At 66.5% G+C, this 17,980-nt stretch carries 21 protein-coding genes; 5 read left to right on the top strand and 16 right to left on the bottom strand.

What is annotated here, in order from left to right; genetic code table 11:
* Nucleotides 1-27: 27 nt before the first annotated feature.
* Together lysA and argS are read right to left on the bottom strand one after the other, a co-directional pair.
* A complete protein-coding gene (gene lysA, locus AB0B28_RS09260) occupies nt 28-1,425 on the bottom strand; it encodes a diaminopimelate decarboxylase (protein WP_360118911.1) in 1,398 nt (465 codons plus the stop codon).
* Nucleotides 1,425-3,077, bottom strand: a complete 1,653-nt coding sequence (argS, locus tag AB0B28_RS09255; protein ID WP_360118909.1) for an arginine--tRNA ligase — start codon at nt 3,075-3,077, stop codon at nt 1,425-1,427. Before argS ends, lysA begins: the two co-directional genes overlap by 1 nt.
* Nucleotides 3,078-3,179: 102 nt before the next feature.
* Here argS and AB0B28_RS09250 point away from each other — a divergent pair, with 102 nt between their 5' ends.
* From AB0B28_RS09250 to AB0B28_RS09230, 5 genes are all read left to right on the top strand, one after another.
* Entirely contained in the window at nt 3,180-3,863 is a 684-nt protein-coding gene (locus AB0B28_RS09250) for a DUF3105 domain-containing protein (RefSeq protein ID WP_360118907.1), read from the top strand.
* A 147-nt stretch (nt 3,864-4,010) separates the two neighbouring features.
* The gene (locus tag AB0B28_RS09245; RefSeq protein ID WP_360118905.1) at nt 4,011-4,823 is read left to right on the top strand and encodes a DUF3105 domain-containing protein; all 813 of its coding nucleotides are present in this window, start codon (nt 4,011-4,013) and stop codon (nt 4,821-4,823) included.
* 80 nt (nt 4,824-4,903) lie between these two features.
* A complete protein-coding gene (locus AB0B28_RS09240; RefSeq protein ID WP_360118903.1) occupies nt 4,904-5,521 on the top strand; it encodes a DUF305 domain-containing protein in 618 nt (205 codons plus the stop codon).
* Between the two features lie 7 nt (nt 5,522-5,528).
* On the top strand, nt 5,529-6,140 hold the full coding sequence (locus tag AB0B28_RS09235) for a hypothetical protein (protein WP_360118901.1): 612 nt from the start codon (nt 5,529-5,531) through the stop codon (nt 6,138-6,140).
* 63 nt (nt 6,141-6,203) lie between these two features.
* Nucleotides 6,204-6,554, top strand: coding sequence for an MmcQ/YjbR family DNA-binding protein (locus tag AB0B28_RS09230; protein WP_360118899.1), 351 nt, complete (start codon nt 6,204-6,206; stop codon nt 6,552-6,554).
* 38 nt (nt 6,555-6,592) lie between these two features.
* Here the strand turns inward: AB0B28_RS09230 and AB0B28_RS09225 are convergent, their stop codons facing one another.
* From AB0B28_RS09225 to AB0B28_RS09160, 14 genes are all read right to left on the bottom strand, one after another.
* Nucleotides 6,593-7,870 (bottom strand): GTP-binding protein, encoded by a 1,278-nt coding sequence (locus AB0B28_RS09225; RefSeq protein WP_360118897.1) that lies wholly within the window; start codon nt 7,868-7,870, stop codon nt 6,593-6,595.
* Entirely contained in the window at nt 7,870-8,772 is a 903-nt protein-coding gene (cysD, locus tag AB0B28_RS09220) for a sulfate adenylyltransferase subunit CysD (RefSeq protein ID WP_360118895.1), read from the bottom strand. Before cysD ends, AB0B28_RS09225 begins: the two co-directional genes overlap by 1 nt.
* 61 nt (nt 8,773-8,833) lie before the next feature.
* Nucleotides 8,834-9,655 (bottom strand): 3'(2'),5'-bisphosphate nucleotidase CysQ, encoded by an 822-nt coding sequence (locus tag AB0B28_RS09215; RefSeq protein ID WP_360118893.1) that lies wholly within the window; start codon nt 9,653-9,655, stop codon nt 8,834-8,836.
* Between the two features lie 132 nt (nt 9,656-9,787).
* Nucleotides 9,788-10,435: a hypothetical protein gene (locus AB0B28_RS09210; RefSeq protein WP_360118891.1), complete on the bottom strand. Its 648-nt coding sequence runs from the start codon at nt 10,433-10,435 to the stop codon at nt 9,788-9,790.
* A gap of 104 nt (nt 10,436-10,539) precedes the next feature.
* Nucleotides 10,540-10,773 carry a hypothetical protein gene (locus tag AB0B28_RS09205; RefSeq protein WP_360118889.1) on the bottom strand — a complete coding sequence of 78 codons (234 nt, stop codon included), beginning with the start codon at nt 10,771-10,773 and terminating at the stop codon, nt 10,540-10,542.
* A 41-nt stretch (nt 10,774-10,814) separates the two neighbouring features.
* Nucleotides 10,815-11,315 carry a hypothetical protein gene (locus AB0B28_RS09200; RefSeq protein ID WP_360118887.1) on the bottom strand — a complete coding sequence of 167 codons (501 nt, stop codon included), beginning with the start codon at nt 11,313-11,315 and terminating at the stop codon, nt 10,815-10,817.
* Between the two features lie 49 nt (nt 11,316-11,364).
* Nucleotides 11,365-12,498: a hypothetical protein gene (locus AB0B28_RS09195; protein WP_360118885.1), complete on the bottom strand. Its 1,134-nt coding sequence runs from the start codon at nt 12,496-12,498 to the stop codon at nt 11,365-11,367.
* The gene (locus tag AB0B28_RS09190) at nt 12,498-12,824 is read right to left on the bottom strand and encodes a type VII secretion target (protein ID WP_360118883.1); all 327 of its coding nucleotides are present in this window, start codon (nt 12,822-12,824) and stop codon (nt 12,498-12,500) included. The genes AB0B28_RS09195 and AB0B28_RS09190 overlap by 1 nt, the downstream gene beginning before the upstream one ends.
* Before the next feature lies 1 nt (nt 12,825).
* On the bottom strand, nt 12,826-13,230 hold the full coding sequence (locus AB0B28_RS09185) for a YbaB/EbfC family nucleoid-associated protein (protein WP_360118881.1): 405 nt from the start codon (nt 13,228-13,230) through the stop codon (nt 12,826-12,828).
* A 280-nt stretch (nt 13,231-13,510) separates the two neighbouring features.
* Complete coding sequence (locus AB0B28_RS09180; RefSeq protein ID WP_360118879.1) at nt 13,511-15,253, bottom strand: hypothetical protein; 1,743 nt, start codon at nt 15,251-15,253, stop codon at nt 13,511-13,513.
* A 2-nt stretch (nt 15,254-15,255) separates the two neighbouring features.
* Nucleotides 15,256-15,978, bottom strand: a complete 723-nt coding sequence (locus tag AB0B28_RS09175; protein ID WP_360118877.1) for a hypothetical protein — start codon at nt 15,976-15,978, stop codon at nt 15,256-15,258.
* A 23-nt stretch (nt 15,979-16,001) separates the two neighbouring features.
* A complete protein-coding gene (locus AB0B28_RS09170) occupies nt 16,002-16,706 on the bottom strand; it encodes a hypothetical protein (RefSeq protein ID WP_360118875.1) in 705 nt (234 codons plus the stop codon).
* A gap of 10 nt (nt 16,707-16,716) precedes the next feature.
* Nucleotides 16,717-17,046, bottom strand: coding sequence for a hypothetical protein (locus AB0B28_RS09165; protein ID WP_360118873.1), 330 nt, complete (start codon nt 17,044-17,046; stop codon nt 16,717-16,719).
* Nucleotides 17,047-17,427: 381 nt separating this feature from the next.
* Complete coding sequence (locus AB0B28_RS09160) at nt 17,428-17,970, bottom strand: hypothetical protein (protein ID WP_360118871.1); 543 nt, start codon at nt 17,968-17,970, stop codon at nt 17,428-17,430.
* Nucleotides 17,971-17,980: the final 10 nt, after the last annotated feature.

The raw sequence follows: 17,980 nt of genomic DNA, 5'->3' as shown, positions 1-17,980 counted from the left end.
CTCTTTCTGGTGGTGGAGGCCGCGTGGCTAGCCGACGTCGAGGCGTAGTAGGTCGTCCACGGTTTCACGGGCCACGATCACGCGTGCTTCGCCGTCCCGCACGGCGACGACCGGCGGGCGGGGCACGTGGTTGTAGTTCGAGCCCATCGACCGGCAGTAGGCACCGGTGCCAGGGACCGCGATCAGGTCCCCCGGCGCGACGTCCGCCGGGAGGAACTCATCTTTAACAACAATGTCGCCGGATTCGCAATGCTTTCCCACTACTCGGGCGATCGCGGGCGTCGCAGTGGACGATCGCGACGCGAGCGTGGCCGAGTAGGTGGCGTCGTAGAGCGCGGTGCGGATGTTGTCGCTGATGCCGCCGTCGATCGAGACGTACAGGCGCGAGGCCCCGGCCGAGAGCGTCACCGGCTTGACGGTGCCGACCTCGTAGAGGGTGAACATCGAGGGGCCGACCAGGCTGCGGCCGGGCTCGATGGACAGGCGCGGGACCGCGATCCCGGCCGCAGCGCACTCGTCGGCCACGATCCGCTTGAGCGAATCGGCGATGACGGCGGGCGACTGCGGGTCGTCCTGGGTCGTGTAGGCCATCCCGAAGCCGCCGCCGAGGTCGAGCTCGGCGAGCGTGACCCCGAAGTCGGCTTGGAGGCGGGCCTGGAGGCGCGCGGTGCGCGCCGCGGAGATCTCGAACGCGGCGGTGTCGAAGATCTGCGAGCCGATGTGCGAGTGGAGCCCGAGGAGGTTGAGGTGCTCGGCCTTGATGACGCGGCGCGCGGCCTCGTAGGCCACGCCGTCGGCCAGCGCGAAGCCGAACTTCTGGTCCTCGTGGGCGGTGGCGATGAACTCGTGCGTGTGGGCTTCGACGCCGACGTTGACGCGGATCATCACGTCGGGGCGGCGGCCGAGTTCGGCCGCGATCGCTTCGAGGCGCTCGATCTCCTGGAACGAGTCGGCCACGATGCGGCCGACGCCGATCTCGACGGCCTGGTGGAGTTCGGCGAGGGACTTGTTGTTGCCGTGCAGGCCCAGGCGGGCCGGGTCGAGCCCGGCGGCGAGGGCCACGGCGAGTTCCCCGGCGGTGCACACGTCCACGAACAGGCCTTCTTCTGCGGCGGCGCGGAGCACGGCCTTGGAGCAGAAGGCCTTGGAGGCGTAGAAGACGTCGGCGCCGTCGAAGGCCTCGGTCCAGGCGCGGCAGCGGGCGCGGAAGTCGTCCTCGTCGAAGATGTAGGCGGGTGTGCCGAACTCGGCGGCGAGCTTCTCGACCGAGAGGCCGCCGATGTGGACCGCGCCGGTGTCGGCGCGTTCGACGTTGGCCGACCACAGCTGCGGGAGCATGGCGTTGACGTCGTCGGGGACGCCGAGCCAGGACGGGCGCAGGGAGGCGAAGTCGCCGTGCAGGGCACCGGCTTCGTGCGTGCGCATTACATCCGCTCCGGGGCGGAGACGCCCAGGAGCGTCAGGGCGTTCTTGAGGACGGTGCGGGTGGCCTCCACCAGCCACAGGCGCGCGGAGTGGACCGGCTCGGGGGATTCGTCGGGGTAGGGGATGACGCGCGAGTCGGAGTTCTGGAACCGGTGCCACGCCCCGGCGAGTTCTTCGACGTAGCGGGCCACCCGGTGGGGCTCGCGGAGTTCGGCGGCGGAGGCGACCACGGCCGGGAACTCGGCGAGGACCTTGAGCAGGGCGGTCTCCTGGGGCTGGTCGAGCAGCGAGCCGTCGAGCGCGTCGCCGAGGGCGACGCCGCGGTCGGCGGCGTTGTTGCGGATGCTGGTGGTCCGGGCGTGCGCGTATTGGACGTAGTAGACCGGGTTCTCGTTGGTGTGCTTGGTCCAGGTCTCGATGTCGAGGTCGATCGTGGAGTCGGCGGAGTAGCGGGTGAGCGCGTAGCGGGCGGCGTCGACGCCCACGGCCTCGACCACGTCGTTGAGGGTGATGATGTTCCCGGCGCGCTTGGAGAGCCGGATCGGCTCTCCGTTGGAGAGCAGGTTCACGAACTGGCCGATGAGGATCTCCATCGTGCCCGGCTCGTCGCCGAAGGCGCGGCTGATGGCCTGCATGCGGCCCACGTAGCCGTGGTGGTCGGCGCCGAGCATGAACACCAGCTTCTCGAAGCCGCGTTCGCGCTTGTCGAGGTAGTAGGCGCAGTCGGCGGCGAAGTAGGTCCAGGCGCCCTTGGAGCTCTTGAGGACGCGGTCCTTGTCGTCGCCGAAGGTGGTGGTGCGCAGCCAGGTCGCGCCGTCGGCCTCGTAGACGTGGCCCAGCTCGGTGAGTCGCTGGACGGCCGCGTCGAGCTCGCCGCGGTCGTGGAGGCTCTTCTCGGAGAAGAACACGTCGAAGTGGGTGCCGAAGTCGGCGAGGGTGCTCTTGATGTCGGCGAGCATGAGGTCGAGGCCGACGGTGCGGAACACTTCGAGCGGTTCGGCGGCGTCGAGCGCGTCGGGGCGCGCTTTGAGGACCTCGGCGGCGATCTCGTCGATGTAGGCGCCGACGTAGCCGTTCTCGGGGGTGGGCTCGTTCTTCGCGCGGGCCAGCAGCGAGGCGGCGAAATGGTCGATCTGGGCGCCGGCGTCGTTGACGTAGTACTCGGCGGTGAGCTTGGCTCCGGAGGCGCGCATGACGCGGGCGAGCGCGTCGCCCATCGCGGCCCAGCGGGTGCCGCCGGCGTGGATGGGTCCGGTCGGGTTGGCGGAGACGAACTCGAGGTTGGCGTAGACGCCTTCCATCGAGGTGTTGGTCCCGTAGGAGGCTCCCGCGGCCACGATCTTCGCGGCGATCTCGCCGGCGGCGGCCGCGTCCAGGGTGATGTTGAGGAAGCCGGGCCCGGCGATGTCGACCTTCGCGACGCCGTCGGTCGCGGTGAGGTGCGCGGCGATCTGTTCGGCCAGCGCGCGCGGGTTGGTCCCGGCCTTCTTGGCGGTCTGGAGCGCGATGTTGGAGGCGTAGTCGCCGTGCTTGGGGTCCCTGGGTCGCTCCACCGCCGTCGCGGCGGGCAGTACGGCGGTGTCGAGGCCGAGGGCCTCGAAGGCAGCGCGCGTAGCGGACAGCACTTTCTCTGCGAGCGTCTCAGGAGTCACCCGGTAATCGTAGACTCCCGGCTTCGCCGCCTGCGAGTGATGAACCCGCTTGTGGCCTGCGCGGGTAGGTTGTCAGTCAACCATCGAACGGAAGGCCCGGACATGAGTCGGATTCGCCACTGCTGGACCGCCGCCGCGGCGGCCCTCGCCCTCGCGAGCGCCGGGGGCTGCGCCCTCGTCGAGGGGGACGCGGGGGAGGACGACGGGGCGCCGTCGCAGAACGCGGAGGTGTCGCTGGAGGGCGTCGAGAGCTTCTACGGCGAGTACGACGGCATCGTCGCGCTCAAGACCGCGCTCGCCGAAGGCGAGATCGCCGTCACGGACCTGGAGCACCCGTGGATCACCCAGCAGGAGCACGTCGACGGCCTCGTCGGCTGGGACGGCGAGGCCCTGCCCTACGAGCTGCACCCTCCGGCGGGCGGGAACCACCTCAGCCAGTGGCAGACGTGCACCGGTTCGGTCTACGACGGGCCGCTGGTCGACGGGTACGCCGTCCACTCGATGGAGCACGGCGCGGTGTGGCTGACCTACGACCCCGAGCTGCTCGACCAGGCCTCGATCGACGCGCTGGCGCTGCTGATCGACAAGCGGGATTATTCGCTGATGAGCCCCTACCCGGGCCAAGGCGTGGCCGTGTCGCTCCAGTCCTGGGGCCACCGGTACCAGACCGAGGACGCGGCCGACCCGGTGATCGAGGCGTACCTGGACGAGTACGTGCTCAACGAGCGGTTCAACCCCGAGCCGAACGCGACCTGCGCGGGCGGGATCACCGCCACATTCGAGTAGGGCCGCCCGGCCCCCGGTCGGCGCGCGGCTCTAAGGATCTGCCCAAGTGCGACCGGGTAAGGTGACCTACACGAGTGGCACTCACGCCGGGCCTCCCCGGTGCCGCTCCGGCTCACTGTCGTCGACGAATAAGGCATGCCCCGCGAAATGGCTACCAAGAAGCAAACCGTCACCAAGAGCGCCGGCAAGGGCAGCACTGGCAAGGGCTCGGGCAAGAGCGCCTTCGACAGCACTTCCTCGAAGAAGGGCGGCGACTCGGGCGCCCGCAAGGGCCGCGCCGTCCAGGTCAAGCAGCCCAAGCCGTGGGGTCTGATCCTCACGTTCTCCGCCGTCGGCGTCGTCGCGCTCGGCCTGATCGCCGCCGCCGTGTTCGTCGTGTGGGACCGCAGCCAGCCCCCGGAGGGCATGACCGACTTCTACGGCGACTACGCCAACTACTCCGAGGCCTCCAAGGCCGTGGCCGACGGCGACATCACCGTCGAGGACCTGGAGTACCCGTGGGTGCTCCAGCAGACCCACGTCGACGGCCAGGACTGGGACGGGACCAACCCGACCTACGAGCTGACCCCTCCGGCGGGCGGCAACCACCTCAGCCGCTGGCAGACGTGCACCGGCTCGGTCTACGCCGCCCCGATCGTGGACGGCAACGCCGTCCACTCCCTGGAGCACGGCGCGGTCTGGTTGACCTACGACCCGGCGCTGGTCGACGGCGACGGCATCGCGCAGCTCTCGGAGAAGATCCAGGGCCGCGACTACTCCCTCATGAGCCCCTACCCCGAGCAGGGCGCGGCGGTGTCCATGCAGGCCTGGGGCGTGCAGTACCAGACGAACGAATTGGACGACCCGAAGATCGACGAGTTCCTGGACTTCTACATCCAGAACGCCGACAACGCGGCCGAGGCCAACGCGACCTGCACCAACGGCGTGACCACCACGATCGAAGACCAGGCGATGAGCTAGAACGCGAACTTTTCGGGCCCTGTCTCGTTAATCCGTTGTGGGCGCGGGCGCTTCGGGGAGCGCCCGATTGAGGAGGACGAATGAGTCGCATCTGGGGGCGCCCGGCGGTACTCGTGGCCGTCACCGCGCTGCTGATGCTCGTCGCGGGCTTCGCGGTGGGCTGGGTGGCGGGCGGCTCCACCCCCGGTGACGACTCGGTCGAGGCCGGGTTCGCGCGGGACATGCAGACCCACCACCAGCAGGCCATCGACATGGCGATGTACGAGTGGCAGAACGGGTCCGACCCGGCGCTGGTGTCCATCGCCTACGACATCGCCACCTCGCAGTCGGCCGAGGTCGGCATGTACCGGTCCTGGCTGCGCGAGTGGGGCGTGCGCATGTCCACCGGCGAGCAGATGTCGTGGGCCGGCGGCGAGCACGAGCACGACGCCGAGGCCACGGGCCTGATGCCCGGCATGGCCACCGATGAGGAGCTCGCCGAGTTCAAGACCCTCACCGGCACCGAGGCCGACATCCGCTTCGTGGAGCTGATGATCCCCCACCACATCGGCGGGGTCGACATGGCCAAACTGGTGCTCGACCGCAGCGACGACGAGCGGGTCGTGGACGCGGCCCAGCGCACGATCTCGATCCAGCAGGGCGAGATCGAGAACCTCCAGAGCCACCTCGACCGGATCCTCTCCGACTCGGGGGAATAGGAGCGCCGTGAGCGACAGCAGCAACTGGGGTCCCGGCTACGGCCACCCGTCGCACCCGACCACCGGGGAACTCCCCCGGGTCGGCAACGGCGTCCGCACCGACGAGCTGCGCACCGTCCAGGTCGACACGGTCGGCGAGACCCCGCCGCCCGAGCAGCCGACTCGGCACCGCTACAGCTGGGAGTCCGAACCCGAAGCGCCGCAGCGCTATTCGGAGCCGCGCTCGCTCGGCTGGTCGGTCCCGCGCGTGGGCCGCCCCGACACGGCGCCGCCGCGCTCGGACGACACCGCCCAGTTCGCCCGCGTGGGCGACGGCCTGCGCGGCGCGGTCGGACCGGTCAGCGTCCAGGTCGAACATGTGCGCGCCGACGGCATCAACGGCGACACGCAGCTGCTCTCCACGGCCGCGTTCCGCAGGCCCGACCCGGTCGAGGCGATCCCCGACGCGGTCGAATCCCCTGAACCCGGTACCGGTTCGATGCCCGCCACGCGCCGCCAGATGGGCCCGGACTGGACCCAGATGCCGCTGCGGCTCCTGGGGGCCGCGGTGGTCGCCACGGCCGTGCTCGGCGCCTCGGCAGCCAGCCTCATCTCGATCGGCAACTGGATCAACCCCTGACCTCGAAACACACCGGATGTCACACCCGTGCGGCACGATGGTTGCCGACGAGAGGAGTGGGACATGTCGACGTGGGAAGACGTGGTGGCGATCGCGAAGCGCTACCCCGAGGTCGAGGAGACCACGAGCTGGCAGACGCCGTCGCTCAAGGTCAAGGGCAAGTTCTTCGCCCGGCTGCGCACCGAGGCCGAGGGCGGCCTGGCGATCGTGTGCGACCTGGGCGAGAAGGCGGCACTCCTGGCCGCGAAGGACCCCGCTTACTACACCACCCCGCACTACGACGGGTACGCGATGATCCTCGTCGACCTCGAGAAGGTCGACCAGCAGCGCCTGGTCGAGCTCGTGGAGGACGCGTGGTTCATCAAGGCCCCGGTGCGGGTCCGCAAAGCCTATGAGGCGCAGCAGGAACAGTGAAGGCCCCGATCAGCGATCGGGGCCCTGCACAGTCGCGATTAGACGATGATGCCCGCGCCCACGGTGCGGTTGTCGGACTCGTCGATGATGATGAACCCGCCGGTGGCCCGGTTGCGCCGGTAGTCGTCGCACAGGAGGGGCTTGGTGGTGCGGAGGGTGACACGACCGATCTCGTTGAGCCGCAACTCGGTCGCGGACTCGTCGCGGTGGAGCGTGTTCACGTCGAGCTGGTACTGGACGTCCTTGACGATCGCGCGCACGTCGGCGGTGGTGTGCTTGACGGCGTACTTGCCCCTCAGGCGCAGCGGCCGCGCCTCGTCCATCCAGCAGACCATCGCCTCGATGTCCTGCGACACCCGGGCCTGATTGCCCGGGCGGCACAGCATGTCACCGCGCGAGACGTCGAGCTCGTCCTCCAGGCGCACCGTGACGCTCAAGGGCGGGAAGGCCTCCTCGAGCGGGCCGTCGGCGGTCTCGATCGAGGCGATGCGCGAGGTGAACCCGCTGGGCAGCACCATGACCTCGTCGCCGGGCTTCATCACGCCCGAGGCGATCTGGCCCGCGTAGCCGCGGTAGTCGTGGTTGTCGCTCGAATGCGGCCGGATCACGTGCTGGACCGGGAATCGCACGTCCACGAGGTTGCGGTCCGAGGCGATGTGGACCTTCTCCAGGTGGTGCAGGAGGCTCGGGCCCTGGAACCACGGCATGTGCTCGGAGCGGTTGACCACGTTGTCGCCCTTGAGGGCCGAGATCGGGATGACCGTGAGATCGGGGACCTCGAGCTTGGTCGCGAAGGCCTTGAACTCGTTCTCGATCTTCTTGAACACGGCCTCGTCGTAGTCCACGAGGTCCATCTTGTTGACGCACAGGACCATGTGGGGCACGCGCAGCAGCGAGCACAGGAACGCGTGGCGGCGCGACTGCTCCACCAGGCCCTTGCGGGCGTCCACCAGGATGAGCGCGAGGTCGGCGGTCGAGGCGCCGGTGACCATGTTGCGCGTGTACTGGATGTGCCCGGGCGTGTCGGCGATGATGAACTTGCGCTCGGGCGTGGAGAAGTAGCGGTACGCCACGTCGATCGTGATGCCCTGCTCGCGTTCGGAGCGCAGGCCGTCAGTGAGCAGGGCGAGGTCGGTGTACTCGTCGCCGCGGTTCGCGGAGACGGCTTCCACGGCGTCCCACTGGTCGTCGAAGAGCGCCTTCGAGTCGAACAGGAGGCGACCGATCAGCGTGGACTTGCCGTCGTCCACCGAACCGGCGGTGGCGAAGCGAAGCAGTTCGTGCGTGTCCTCGCGGGAGGCCAGCGTGTCCGTCATTAGAAGTAGCCTTCCCTCTTGCGGTCTTCCATCGCGGCCTCGGAGGTCTTGTCGTCGCCGCGGGTCGCGCCGCGCTCGGTGACGCGCGTGGCCGCGACCTCCTCGATGATCTCCTCGATCGTGCGGGCCTGGGACTTCACGCCCGCGGTGAGGTTCGCGTCGCCCACCGTGCGGTAGCGGACCGTCTCCTTGAAGACCCGTTCGCCTTCGCGCGGGGTGATGAACTCGTTGACCGCGTACAGCATCCCGCCGCGGTCGACCACTTCGCGTTCGGCGGCGAAGTAGACCTCGGGCAGCGGGATCGACTCGGAGCCGATGTAGCGCCACACGTCGAGCTCGGTCCAGTTCGAGAGCGGGAAGACCCGGATCTGCTCGCCGGGGTGGACCCGGCCGTTGTACAGGTTCCACAGTTCGGGGCGCTGGTTCTTGGGGTCCCACTGGCCGAAGTCGTCGCGGAAGGAGAACACGCGCTCCTTGGCGCGGGCCTTCTCCTCGTCGCGGCGGGCCCCGCCGAACAGGGCGTCGAACTGGTACTTCTCGGCGGCTTCGAGCAGCACGGGGGTCTGGATGCGGTTGCGGGTGCCGTCCGGGGGCTCGGTGACCATGCCGCGGTCGATCGCGTCCTGGACCGAGGCCACCAGCAGTTGCACCCCGGTCTCGGCCACGCGACGGTCGCGGTAGTCGATGACCTCGGCGAAGTTCTGGCCGGTGTCGACGTGCATCACCGGGAACGGCACCGGCGCGGGCGCGAAGGCCTTCTGCGCCAGGTGCAGCATCACGATGGAGTCCTTGCCCCCGGAGAAGAGCAGCACGGGGCGCTGACAGGTGGCCGCGACTTCACGGAAGATGAAGATCGCCTCGGCCTCCAGCGCGGCGATGTGGCTGATGCGGTAGTCGCTCACCGGCGCAGTGCTCCTCTCAACGGGACCCCTGACGGGGTGCGGTTCGTTCGGTCGTTCAAGATCAGCGCGATCCGGCAATGGCCGCGAGCAGCGGCTCGGCCAGATCGGGGCGACAGACCAGCAGGTCCGGCAGGTACGGGTCCGGGGTGTTGTACCGCAGCGCGCTGCCGTCGATCCGGGAGGCGTGCCAGCCTGAGGCGAGCGCCACGGCCACGGGCGCGGCCGAGTCCCACTCGAACTGGCCGCCGGAGTGGACGTAGGCGTCGACGGCACCGGTCACCACGGCCATGGCCTTGGCTCCGGCCGAGCCCATGGGGACGAGTTCGGCGCCGATCGCCTCGGCCGAGGCGACGGCTTCGGCGGGCGGACGGGTGCGGGAGACGACGATGCGGGGCACGTCGCGGGCCTCGGGGATCGCGTAGGCCTCGTCGGTGCGCAGCGTGCGGCCTTGGGCGGGGAGGGCGACGGCGGCGGCGGTGAGCCCGAGACCCCTTTGCCACAGGGCGACGTGCACGGCCCAGTCGTCGCGGCCCTCCTCGGAGAACTCGCGGGTGCCGTCGAGGGGGTCGATGATCCAGACCCGGTCGGCCCCGAGGCGCTCGGTGCCGACGCGTCCGGTCTCGCCTTTGCCCTCTTCGGAGAGCACGGCGTCCCCGGGCCGCTCGGCGGCGACGAGCCCGAGCAGGTAGTCGTCGGCCTGGCGGTCCCCGGCGTCCTTGAGCGAACGGGAATCGCCGAACCCCATGGACTCGCGAAGCTTGAGCAGCAGCTCCCCGGCCCCACTGGCCAGATCCGCCGCAAAAGCGACATCCCGCGCCGAAGCCGCCGAAGGCGTAGCGGTCGCATCACCAGACCGCACCACGGACTCAGGGGCGTCAAACATGCCCCTCACTCTACCGGCCACCCCACCCCAGCCCAAATACTGGGCCACCAAGTCCCGACATCCGGAACCCCCTCGCATTCTCACCCATCGCCGCAGACCGTCAAGTCATGGCATTTCTCATCCCGGTCCGAGTCATCTGCGGGGACTGGTCGAGTCGTTGGGCCAGGGGGCTTGTTGCGGGGGGAAGCCTTGGAAGGTGTTGAACGCTGCGGGGAGTGGGGTGGAGTCGGGTTTGGGGGTCCAGCGGCGGGTGGGGGCGGTGAAGATCAGGATGAAGACCGTCAGGGCCGACAGGAAGGCGACCGGACCGGCGATCGCGTTGAGCATGATCGGGTCGATCGGGCCGAGGAAGTAGTCCCTGGTGCCGGTGGGAACGGGAACGGTCTTCCACAGCACCGCAGCAGCGACCGCCCAAACGGCGAGCGGAAGCAGCATGATCCCGACCCACACAGCGGTCAGGATGCGCCCCCAACGACGCCGCTTCTGAAGCCCGACAGCCGAAAGCACCGCGAGGACCGCAAGCACGATCGGAAGCCCGACCACAGTCACCAACGCATACAAGAACTCCCCGCTGGCAAGGCTGCTCGGCGTATCCCCAGGCTCATCGAGATTCCAAAGCTCCCGATCGGCAACGATCCCAACAATCCGCTGCATCAACAAGAAGTACAACGCAGGAGTAGCAACCACCACCAAGAACACAGCAACCTGAACCACCCCCACAACAACCGGCTTCCGCTCCGGTTTCGTTGGAGCAGAAGAATACTGCGGCACATAACTCATCAAAACTCCCAAAATTCAATAGGTTCGGCAACAATCATCGCATCCCACCCGATCCGATATCTAGCGCCGAGATCATCTCCGCCAGTTGACGTTCCTCGAGGCTGTCATGCCGCATATGTGTGATGGCCCGGCCATGTGCCAGTCCTCTTCCGCCTGAACGGCATGAAACCTGCAACTATGTCAGCGCGCCTATTCTCAGCCGACTTCCGAACGACCTCACCAGTCTCGGCATCGAACTCGACAGTTCCTTCAATATCGTCCTTGCTGTTCCCGTATCCGTAGACGACGATCCGGTCGTCTTCCTGCATTTTCAAGATGAGAAACGATGTCACAGCCATGAACAGCCAATTTCACGCACTTCGAGCTCTCCGAGATTCTGTTAACCGTGGCCGACCGAGGATTTAGCCCGACTTGACCGCCGCCAGATGCGATCGGCGACGTCCATGGCCATCCCCGCAATGAAAGGCGGGATGAACGTGAACATCAACAGCGGCCAGTAGACAGGTGAGAAGTCCTCTCGGCGGATATCTGGGAAAACCACAAGGACGACAACCGCCACCACCACGGAAAGCGTGAGAATAATAACCGACAGTCGTTTCCTGTGAGGGTAAAGCTCAGCATGCTCACACCGCTGCACTTCCTTCTTCCACTCCGGCCATTCCTTGATTTCACTTCGCAGTGCTTTCCATTCAGAAACATTAAGTTTATGAATGAATGCCTCTGCATAACGCTCGGTTTTAAGCTCTGGCTTGGATTCCAGAACGAAAGACACGAAAAGCCGAGTCGTCACCTTATCTCTGATGGACTTATCACGGACACCAATGAGAATGTAGTAGATGTATGTTGCGGCGCATGTAATTGCGATCAGACCGCCAGTCATGGATTCTCCTCGGGAGGAAGCCCGAGCGCAACAACAGAGACAGTTGACTTCATTCGTTGTACTTGTCGTCGGTCAGAATGCCACTGAGCAGCCCGCGCAACCCGGTCCCCTCTTCTTCCCGACTCAATGCTCGGACCCAATGTCCCCATGCGTCGTCATTATTTGCGAAGTTGTCCAGACCCTTGACGACGTTGGCGATCGACTCGCTCCCTTCGCCCAGCGTATGCAAGTTCTTCGAGAACCAGTTCGCGTTGCTACCCCAGAAATCCTTGTAGTTGGCCATGAAGCTGTCGTTGAAGATCGTGGACTTATTGTCCATGTATGAGGTCTTCAGCCACGAGGGAAGCTCCCCTGGGTCGAAGCTGTTGAGGGCGTTGAGCCTCAAGCTCTCCAGCTTCAGGTTCGAGCTGTTGATCAGGCCGGATCCCTTACCGTCGAACCATTTGCCCATCTTGGAGAGAAGGTCACCGGCAGCATCGAACCGTTTCATGAGGTCGGCCACCTTTTCAAGCAGTGTGCCGATTCGCTTCATGATCTTTCCGAAGCTGGCGAGCGCGTCCAGCACCAACCCCGTGATGGCCGCGGCGATGGAGCCGCCGAAGGTCACGACCGAGCTGAAGGCCGCCGCTAGAAGGTAAAGGATGCCGCGCGACACGAAGTCGCAGATGAGTTCCAGGATGAGCGCGCGAGTGGTGGCGGTCCAGAGCCCCATCAGCATCGCGTAGCCCGACATGCAGGAGGCAACGGTCCCTGCCGAGTTCAGGACGTCAGAGAACTCTTTTGCGAGGCCACGGTAGCCCTCTGCGTCATCGCCACGCCAATCGTCCACTTCAGAGAGCTGGTCGGCCATGGCACTTGCGGCTTCGGACAGGCTGGTGCTTATGTTCGACCAGGTCTGCTGCAACGCCATGATCTCGTTGGGATCACCGGCGACCCATTCCAGCGGCTCACGGAGGAACGACACGTGCTCGATGACGTACCCGACCCCCGCCATCATGAACTCCTTGAGCGGGTTGGCAACGACAGCTAGCAGGTCAAGGGTCGCTACAACCCCATTGATTGTAGTTTCGAGCGCGCCATCGCTGTTCTTCAAGTCCTGGCCGCTCTGAAGCAGCCGGGCGCCGTCAAAGTCACCCCAGCCCGACGGGCCGCCCGGCTCCGCAGTCACTACGAGGTCGTTCATCAGTCCTCCACCTCTGATCCGAGGGAGTCGAAGTCCGAGGCCACAGATTCATCGCATTCCTCATAGGTGGTCGCGATGTCATCGACCGTCGCCGAGACGAGCTGGGCCATGCCCGCGGCGGTCTCGATGATCTGCTTGGCGTACTGGCCGAGCATTTGACCGGCGACTGCCGCATTGATGTTCACGAGCCCGTAGCTGAGAACGTCGCCTCCTCCTACCAGATTCGCCGCCTCACTGGCCTCTTGAACCGGCCCGGCAACATTCGATTCGATCGAGTTCGCATGCGACCGAAGGCTTTCCGGATCGACGTCGATTCCGCCACCCATGTCAGGCGCCCTCCATGCCGCGCTGGACTGAACGCTTCAGCGCGGCGACTGCCACGGGATCGTCGCCGAGCAGCTCTGCAACGGCCGCAACGGAACGTTCAGAGGCCTCGGCCGCCGCCCGACCGTAGGTGTCCATGATCAGCGCGGCCAGGCTCTGCGGACTGAGATGCCGGGCGCCTGGAGTGAGTTCGAGTCTCGTCATGACGCCGCCGTTCGCGACGGTCACCAGGACCTCGCCTTCCTCCGACTGCGCTTGCGCGCTCATCTCGCCCATCGTGGTCTGCGCCTTCTGAGCTCGCTCGGTGAGCTTCTTCATGCGGTCTTCGAAGGACTGCATGTAGGCCTGAGGGTCAGAGAAGATCGACGGCGTTTCGGGCTTGGTGCCGTTGGGGTCTGGAGGTGTCACGAGCGGGTTCCGTTTCGTTCGTAGAGGATCGGCTCGAACCACAGGAGAGGGTTGAACTGGTTGTGGTTCGGTAACCGTCACACTACTTGATGGAAGCTCGTTTTTGGGTACATGTCTTGCATGGCAGGAGGAGAGGGGTTTGGGGTGGGTTGGGCGTGGTCATGCCCGCCCAGCGTGAGTTTGCGACGGAGCTGGGCGGGCATGGGATTGGGGGGTTCATGGCAACGGCCGGGGTCCCTTTTGGATTGGGTCCGGCCGTTGCTTTGTCTTGGGTTGTGGGTTAGACCAGGGGGTCGTTGTCGTCGTTGAAGCGGGCCAGGCCCCAGAAGTCCTCGTCTTCTGTGAGCCAGGTTTCGCGGCCCTCTTCGCCTTCGCCCGGGGCGCCGCCTGCGCCTCGGCCGCCGCCCATCATGCCGCCCGCGCCGCCGGCTCGGCCGCCCGCGCCTGCGCCGCCTGCGGCCTTGCCGAAGAGCCCTTGGCCCTTGCCCATGCCGCCGCCGGCACCGCGGCCACCGGCGCCCATGCCGCCGCCCGCGCTCGAACCGCCGACCGCGGGGCCGAACAGACCCGAGCCGGGGCCCATGCCACCGCCGCCCATGCCGCCACCGCCGCCGCCCATGCCGGGAGCGGTCAGCGTGCCGCCAGCGGGACCGCCGCCGAGGCCGCCCGAGGCCAGACCACCGGACGTGTCGTCATCGTCCCCACCCGAAGAGTCCCACGGGTTGTCGCCGGTTCCTCCAGGAGGAGTGGTCCCGGTCGAGCCACCGGGGCCGCCGGTGAGGAGGTTGCCGCCGCCACCGAAGTCGGTCTTCTGGGGCGGAGGCGTGAGGCCGCCAGAGCCGGAGCCCTGCGGCGCGCTGTAGTCCCCGGCGCCGGGCGGTGAGTAGCCGGGGCTGGAAAGGTCACCGGCGGAGTCGCGGAACGACGTGTCACCGGACGGGGTGACCGTCGGGACGAATTGAGTCGTCGACAACTCAGCGTCCTGCCAACGGGCCGTGACGGTCTCGTTCTGCTCGGTCGCCCGAGCCTCGTAGTCCTGCGACCCGGAGTCGTAGTCCTGCTCGGCACGCTCGTTGGCGTCCTGCTCGGCGAGACGTGCGGCCTCCTGCCGCAACGCGGACTCCTCCGACGCGGTCAGCGTGGTCGCCTCGGTCTTCTCGGCCGCATCCATGCCGGTCGTGTCGATCCCGCCGATCTTCTCGGCCTTGAGCTGGTTGTAATGGAACTCAGTCTGGTCCGTGACGTATTGGTTCAACGTGTCGGTGTACTCCGAGTCGAACCCGCCGAACTCCATGGCCTCATCCGGCCCTTGGTCACCGTTCCACGAGCAGCCCGAAGAGATCTCACACTCACCCGAACTGAACGGTGCACGCATGTGGATCTTGGTGTCGGAGAACAGGTTCTTCTTGTTCTCCACCCAGTACTGCGGCGCGGGGTAGGGCAGCTCGCCGGAGCCTCCGCCTTGAAGAGCGTAGATTTCTTCCGACTTCTGGGTGAGCAGACCACGGATACCAGTCGCGTCGGTGCCGATGTCCGAGGCGATCTGCTCGCAGTTAGCGAACACCGCCTCCATTTGCACCGTGAACGCATCGAAGTCTTCACCCACCCAGCCGTTCGCCAGGTCCTTCAACTTCGACCGCAGAACCGACGCCACCGCAGTCTCAGGGTTATCCGCGAAGTCGTAGTTGAACTCCCCCCACTCGTCGGCGATCGTCCGGAGCGCGTACTTGTCGGGGTCGCTCGGTCGGATCTGGCCGACCAGGGACTGGACTTCCTCCTGCGTGGGCGCGGCGATACCGGTCGCAATGCACTTGAGATTCCCCAGCTGCCCAGCGACGGGGATCGCTGAGACCAGTTTGACCCAGTACTCCTCAGCCGCGTTGTACCGGTTCTGACAGCTCCCGTTCGGGCAAGGATCACCGTTGAGGTACATGCCATCGGCCATGGCCCCCTGGTGGTCAACCGCATCCTGACCGGTCAGGTCCTCGTGAGCCTCAGTCTCGAACTCGATGTTGTCACCCATGACTACTGGACCTCCACAATCCGGTCATTCACGATCTGGTTCACTTCAGGGAGATAGGTATCCACGAACCATTGGTTCAGTTCGTCGGTGGTAAACGCCAGCGCAGGGTCGCCGCCTCCACGCAGCCCGTAGTCCTGCGTGTGGTAGAGCTGGATATGGAAGAGCCATTGCCCGTCCTGGGCGATGACCTCCACATTGGGATTACTGGTGTCCCCGGTCCAAGAGACAATGGTGCCCTGGTCCCAAGGGTCCGCGAACTCCTCGCTCTTAACGTCATCCCATTGGGCTGCTGCCGATTCAGCTGTGGCGACCCGATCCGTGTACGCGGCAGTCGCCTGTTCCTCGTTCTCGGTGGGCACGATCTTGACTTTGAGCTCACCGTTTCCGCCGACACCGGCGTTTTTGCCGAGGTAAATGAGGTCGTTGCAGCCGATGGCATCCGGGTCCCAGGTGTTGCCGATCTTTGCCGTACTCGGCACGAGGTTGCCGCCGGAGCTCAAGGAGCCGTAACCCTCGATACCCATATAGTCTGTGATCGGCTGGAGGTTGTTCAAGACCTCGCAGGCGTCCCAGGTCGTCATGGCGTCGTAGACGGCGTTGCCACCGCCATCGCCGTTGCCGGTGTCGTCGCCGGAGTCGTCGTCACCACCGACGAGACCGCAGCCGCTAAGGAGGAGTGCGGCCGCGCCCGCGGCGGCGAGGGTTTTGAAGAGTGTGCGTTTCATCAGGTCCTCAAGGGTTCTCACGGCTACTGGACCTCCGCGAGCTTGTCGTTGATGGTCTGGTTGACCTCAGGCAGGTACGTGTCGACGAACCATCGGTTGCGTTCTTCGATCGTGAACGGGAACGACGGCTCTCTTCCGATCCGCTCTCCCCGGTCATAGTTGTGGTAAAGCTGGATGTGGAAGAGCCATTGCCCCTCTCGGGCAATAACTTCGACCTCAGGGTTCTCAGCGGCACCGACCCAGGAAATCATCGTGCCTTCGTCCCAAGGCCCGTTGAACGTCTCGGTCTTGACGTCGTCCCATTTGGCCGAGCTCATCTCAGCGCTGGCGACCCGCTCGAAGTACTGAGTCTTCGACAGGTTCTCGTTCTCGGATGGAACGATCTTGACCTTGATCTCGCCGGACATCCCGAGTCCCTCGATGGAGCCGAGGTAAATCAGGTCGTTGCAGCCGATCGCGCCCGGATCCCAGGTGTTGCCGATCTTCATCGTGCTCGGCCAGTCGCGGCCGCCCGAAGTCGAGGAGCCGTAGCCCTCGATCCCCATGTATTCCGTGATCGGAGCCAGGTTGTCCAGCACCTCGCACGCGTCCCAGGCGGCCATCTCGGCGTAGACCGGGTCGACCTCTTCCTCAGGCTCGGCGCTGGCGCGCTCGAAGACGGCGCAGCCGCTCAGCAGCAGGGCGGCGGCGCCTGCTGCGGCGAGGGTTCGGGCGAAGGCGGGGTTCATCGGGCAGGGCCTAGGACTCTAGGGAGGCCTGAGTGCCGGTGAACTCGGTGATGTTGAGTTCTTCGGAGTCGGTGTGGACGCCGAGGGACTCGTTGATCGTGACGATGCCGCCGTAGAGGTCCTCGCGGAGCTTCTGGAGGTTGTTCCAGAGCTCTTCGTGGGCGAGGCCGTAGTCGCGGCGGGCTTGCTGGGACGAGTCGAGGAGACCGAAGCCCGGTTCGACGCCCAGCTCGTTTCCGGTGGAGAGCAACGTCAGCTTTTCGGTCACGAAGTTGAGTCGCGCCACGAGCTCGTCGCGGAACGCCTCAAGGTAGGCGGGATCAAGAACACGCTGGGCCACGGTGGGGACCTCCGGGGTGTTTACGGCGAAACATATGCAAAAGCAGTTTGATTTTAACGGCTCGTCGCAACTCCGTGTGACCACGGGGTTCTCGCACATTCGCCCGAACGGGTGTAGACGCCTTGGGCGTGTCGCCTTGACGGTGAAGTCGCCTGCGTGTCAGGGTTTTCGGACGCGCAATGCGTGTATCTCAGCTCAACTGAATATGGCCGGTGGGCCGCCCAAACGACTACCAATCAGATGGCGGCCCACCTCCTTAAACCAGAGAGGCGTACCTCCCGTGGCCAGTCCCACCCTACGCGAAAACCGAGCCGCGTCAACAGCTCAAAACGCACGATTCACCGAATCGGGAACGAGCGACGTTCCCGGTGTTTCCGCTGCTCAGCGGCAGTACGACGAGGCGTGCTGGACGGCGGTCCGCCCGGTCTCGGGCACCCCGCTCTGGGCCCGCCCGGCCCCCGGCGGGGGCCGGGCAGCGGTCCCGCCGTGGGAGCCGTGGCCGGATACGCCGCGAGACCCGGCGCGCTTCGCGGAGAAGCTGGCAAGCGGGCACAGGCTCGCTCCAGCGGAGGCGACCCGAGAGGCGACGGCGTCGAAACCGCAAGCGCCCCAAGGGTCCACGCGGCAGAAGTCCCACGCCTGGCGAATCGCCTTCGACGAACCCGCGAAGGGCGCAGCGGAATCGGCGGGAACGGCAGGTGCGACGAGAGCGGCGGTCGGGGCGAGCAAGCCCACCGCAACAAGAGCGGCGGGAGAGGCGCGGGCGGCCAACCCGATGACCTCGGCGAACACCCCGGCGGCAGCGAGGCCCGAGGGCAAGGCGCGGGCGGGAAAGCCGGTGACCTCGGCGAACACCCCGAGCACAGCGCGGCCCGCTGGCGCGGGCTCGGCCGCCGCCACCACGGCGACCGTGAGAAACGCCACGACATCCACA

This window comes from Glycomyces sp. NPDC046736 (assembly GCF_040645615.1).
Classification (GTDB): domain Bacteria; phylum Actinomycetota; class Actinomycetes; order Mycobacteriales; family Micromonosporaceae; genus Glycomyces.
The sequence above is the reverse complement of the archived record's forward strand: the minus strand, read 5'-3'. Positions and strand labels throughout refer to the sequence as shown.

Excerpts from the sequence above, each read along its gene's own strand:
- AB0B28_RS09230 (WP_360118899.1), top strand. The coding sequence starts at position 6,204 with ATGTCGACGTGGGAAGACGTGGTGGCGATCGCGAAGCGCTACCCCGAG.
- AB0B28_RS09240 (WP_360118903.1), top strand. The coding sequence starts at position 4,904 with ATGAGTCGCATCTGGGGGCGCCCGGCGGTACTCGTGGCCGTCACCGCG.
- AB0B28_RS09205 (WP_360118889.1), bottom strand. The coding sequence starts at position 10,773 with ATGGCTGTGACATCGTTTCTCATCTTGAAAATGCAGGAAGACGACCGG.
- AB0B28_RS09180 (WP_360118879.1), bottom strand. The coding sequence starts at position 15,253 with ATGGGTGACAACATCGAGTTCGAGACTGAGGCTCACGAGGACCTGACC.
- AB0B28_RS09190 (WP_360118883.1), bottom strand. The coding sequence starts at position 12,824 with ATGGGTGGCGGAATCGACGTCGATCCGGAAAGCCTTCGGTCGCATGCG.
- AB0B28_RS09200 (WP_360118887.1), bottom strand. The coding sequence starts at position 11,315 with ATGACTGGCGGTCTGATCGCAATTACATGCGCCGCAACATACATCTAC.
- AB0B28_RS09210 (WP_360118891.1), bottom strand. The coding sequence starts at position 10,435 with ATGAGTTATGTGCCGCAGTATTCTTCTGCTCCAACGAAACCGGAGCGG.
- AB0B28_RS09195 (WP_360118885.1), bottom strand. The coding sequence starts at position 12,498 with ATGAACGACCTCGTAGTGACTGCGGAGCCGGGCGGCCCGTCGGGCTGG.
- lysA (WP_360118911.1), bottom strand. The coding sequence starts at position 1,425 with ATGCGCACGCACGAAGCCGGTGCCCTGCACGGCGACTTCGCCTCCCTG.
- AB0B28_RS09250 (WP_360118907.1), top strand. The coding sequence starts at position 3,180 with ATGAGTCGGATTCGCCACTGCTGGACCGCCGCCGCGGCGGCCCTCGCC.
- AB0B28_RS09215 (WP_360118893.1), bottom strand. The coding sequence starts at position 9,655 with ATGTTTGACGCCCCTGAGTCCGTGGTGCGGTCTGGTGATGCGACCGCT.
- AB0B28_RS09175 (WP_360118877.1), bottom strand. The coding sequence starts at position 15,978 with ATGAAACGCACACTCTTCAAAACCCTCGCCGCCGCGGGCGCGGCCGCA.
- AB0B28_RS09170 (WP_360118875.1), bottom strand. The coding sequence starts at position 16,706 with ATGAACCCCGCCTTCGCCCGAACCCTCGCCGCAGCAGGCGCCGCCGCC.
- AB0B28_RS09245 (WP_360118905.1), top strand. The coding sequence starts at position 4,011 with ATGGCTACCAAGAAGCAAACCGTCACCAAGAGCGCCGGCAAGGGCAGC.
- AB0B28_RS09225 (WP_360118897.1), bottom strand. The coding sequence starts at position 7,870 with ATGACGGACACGCTGGCCTCCCGCGAGGACACGCACGAACTGCTTCGC.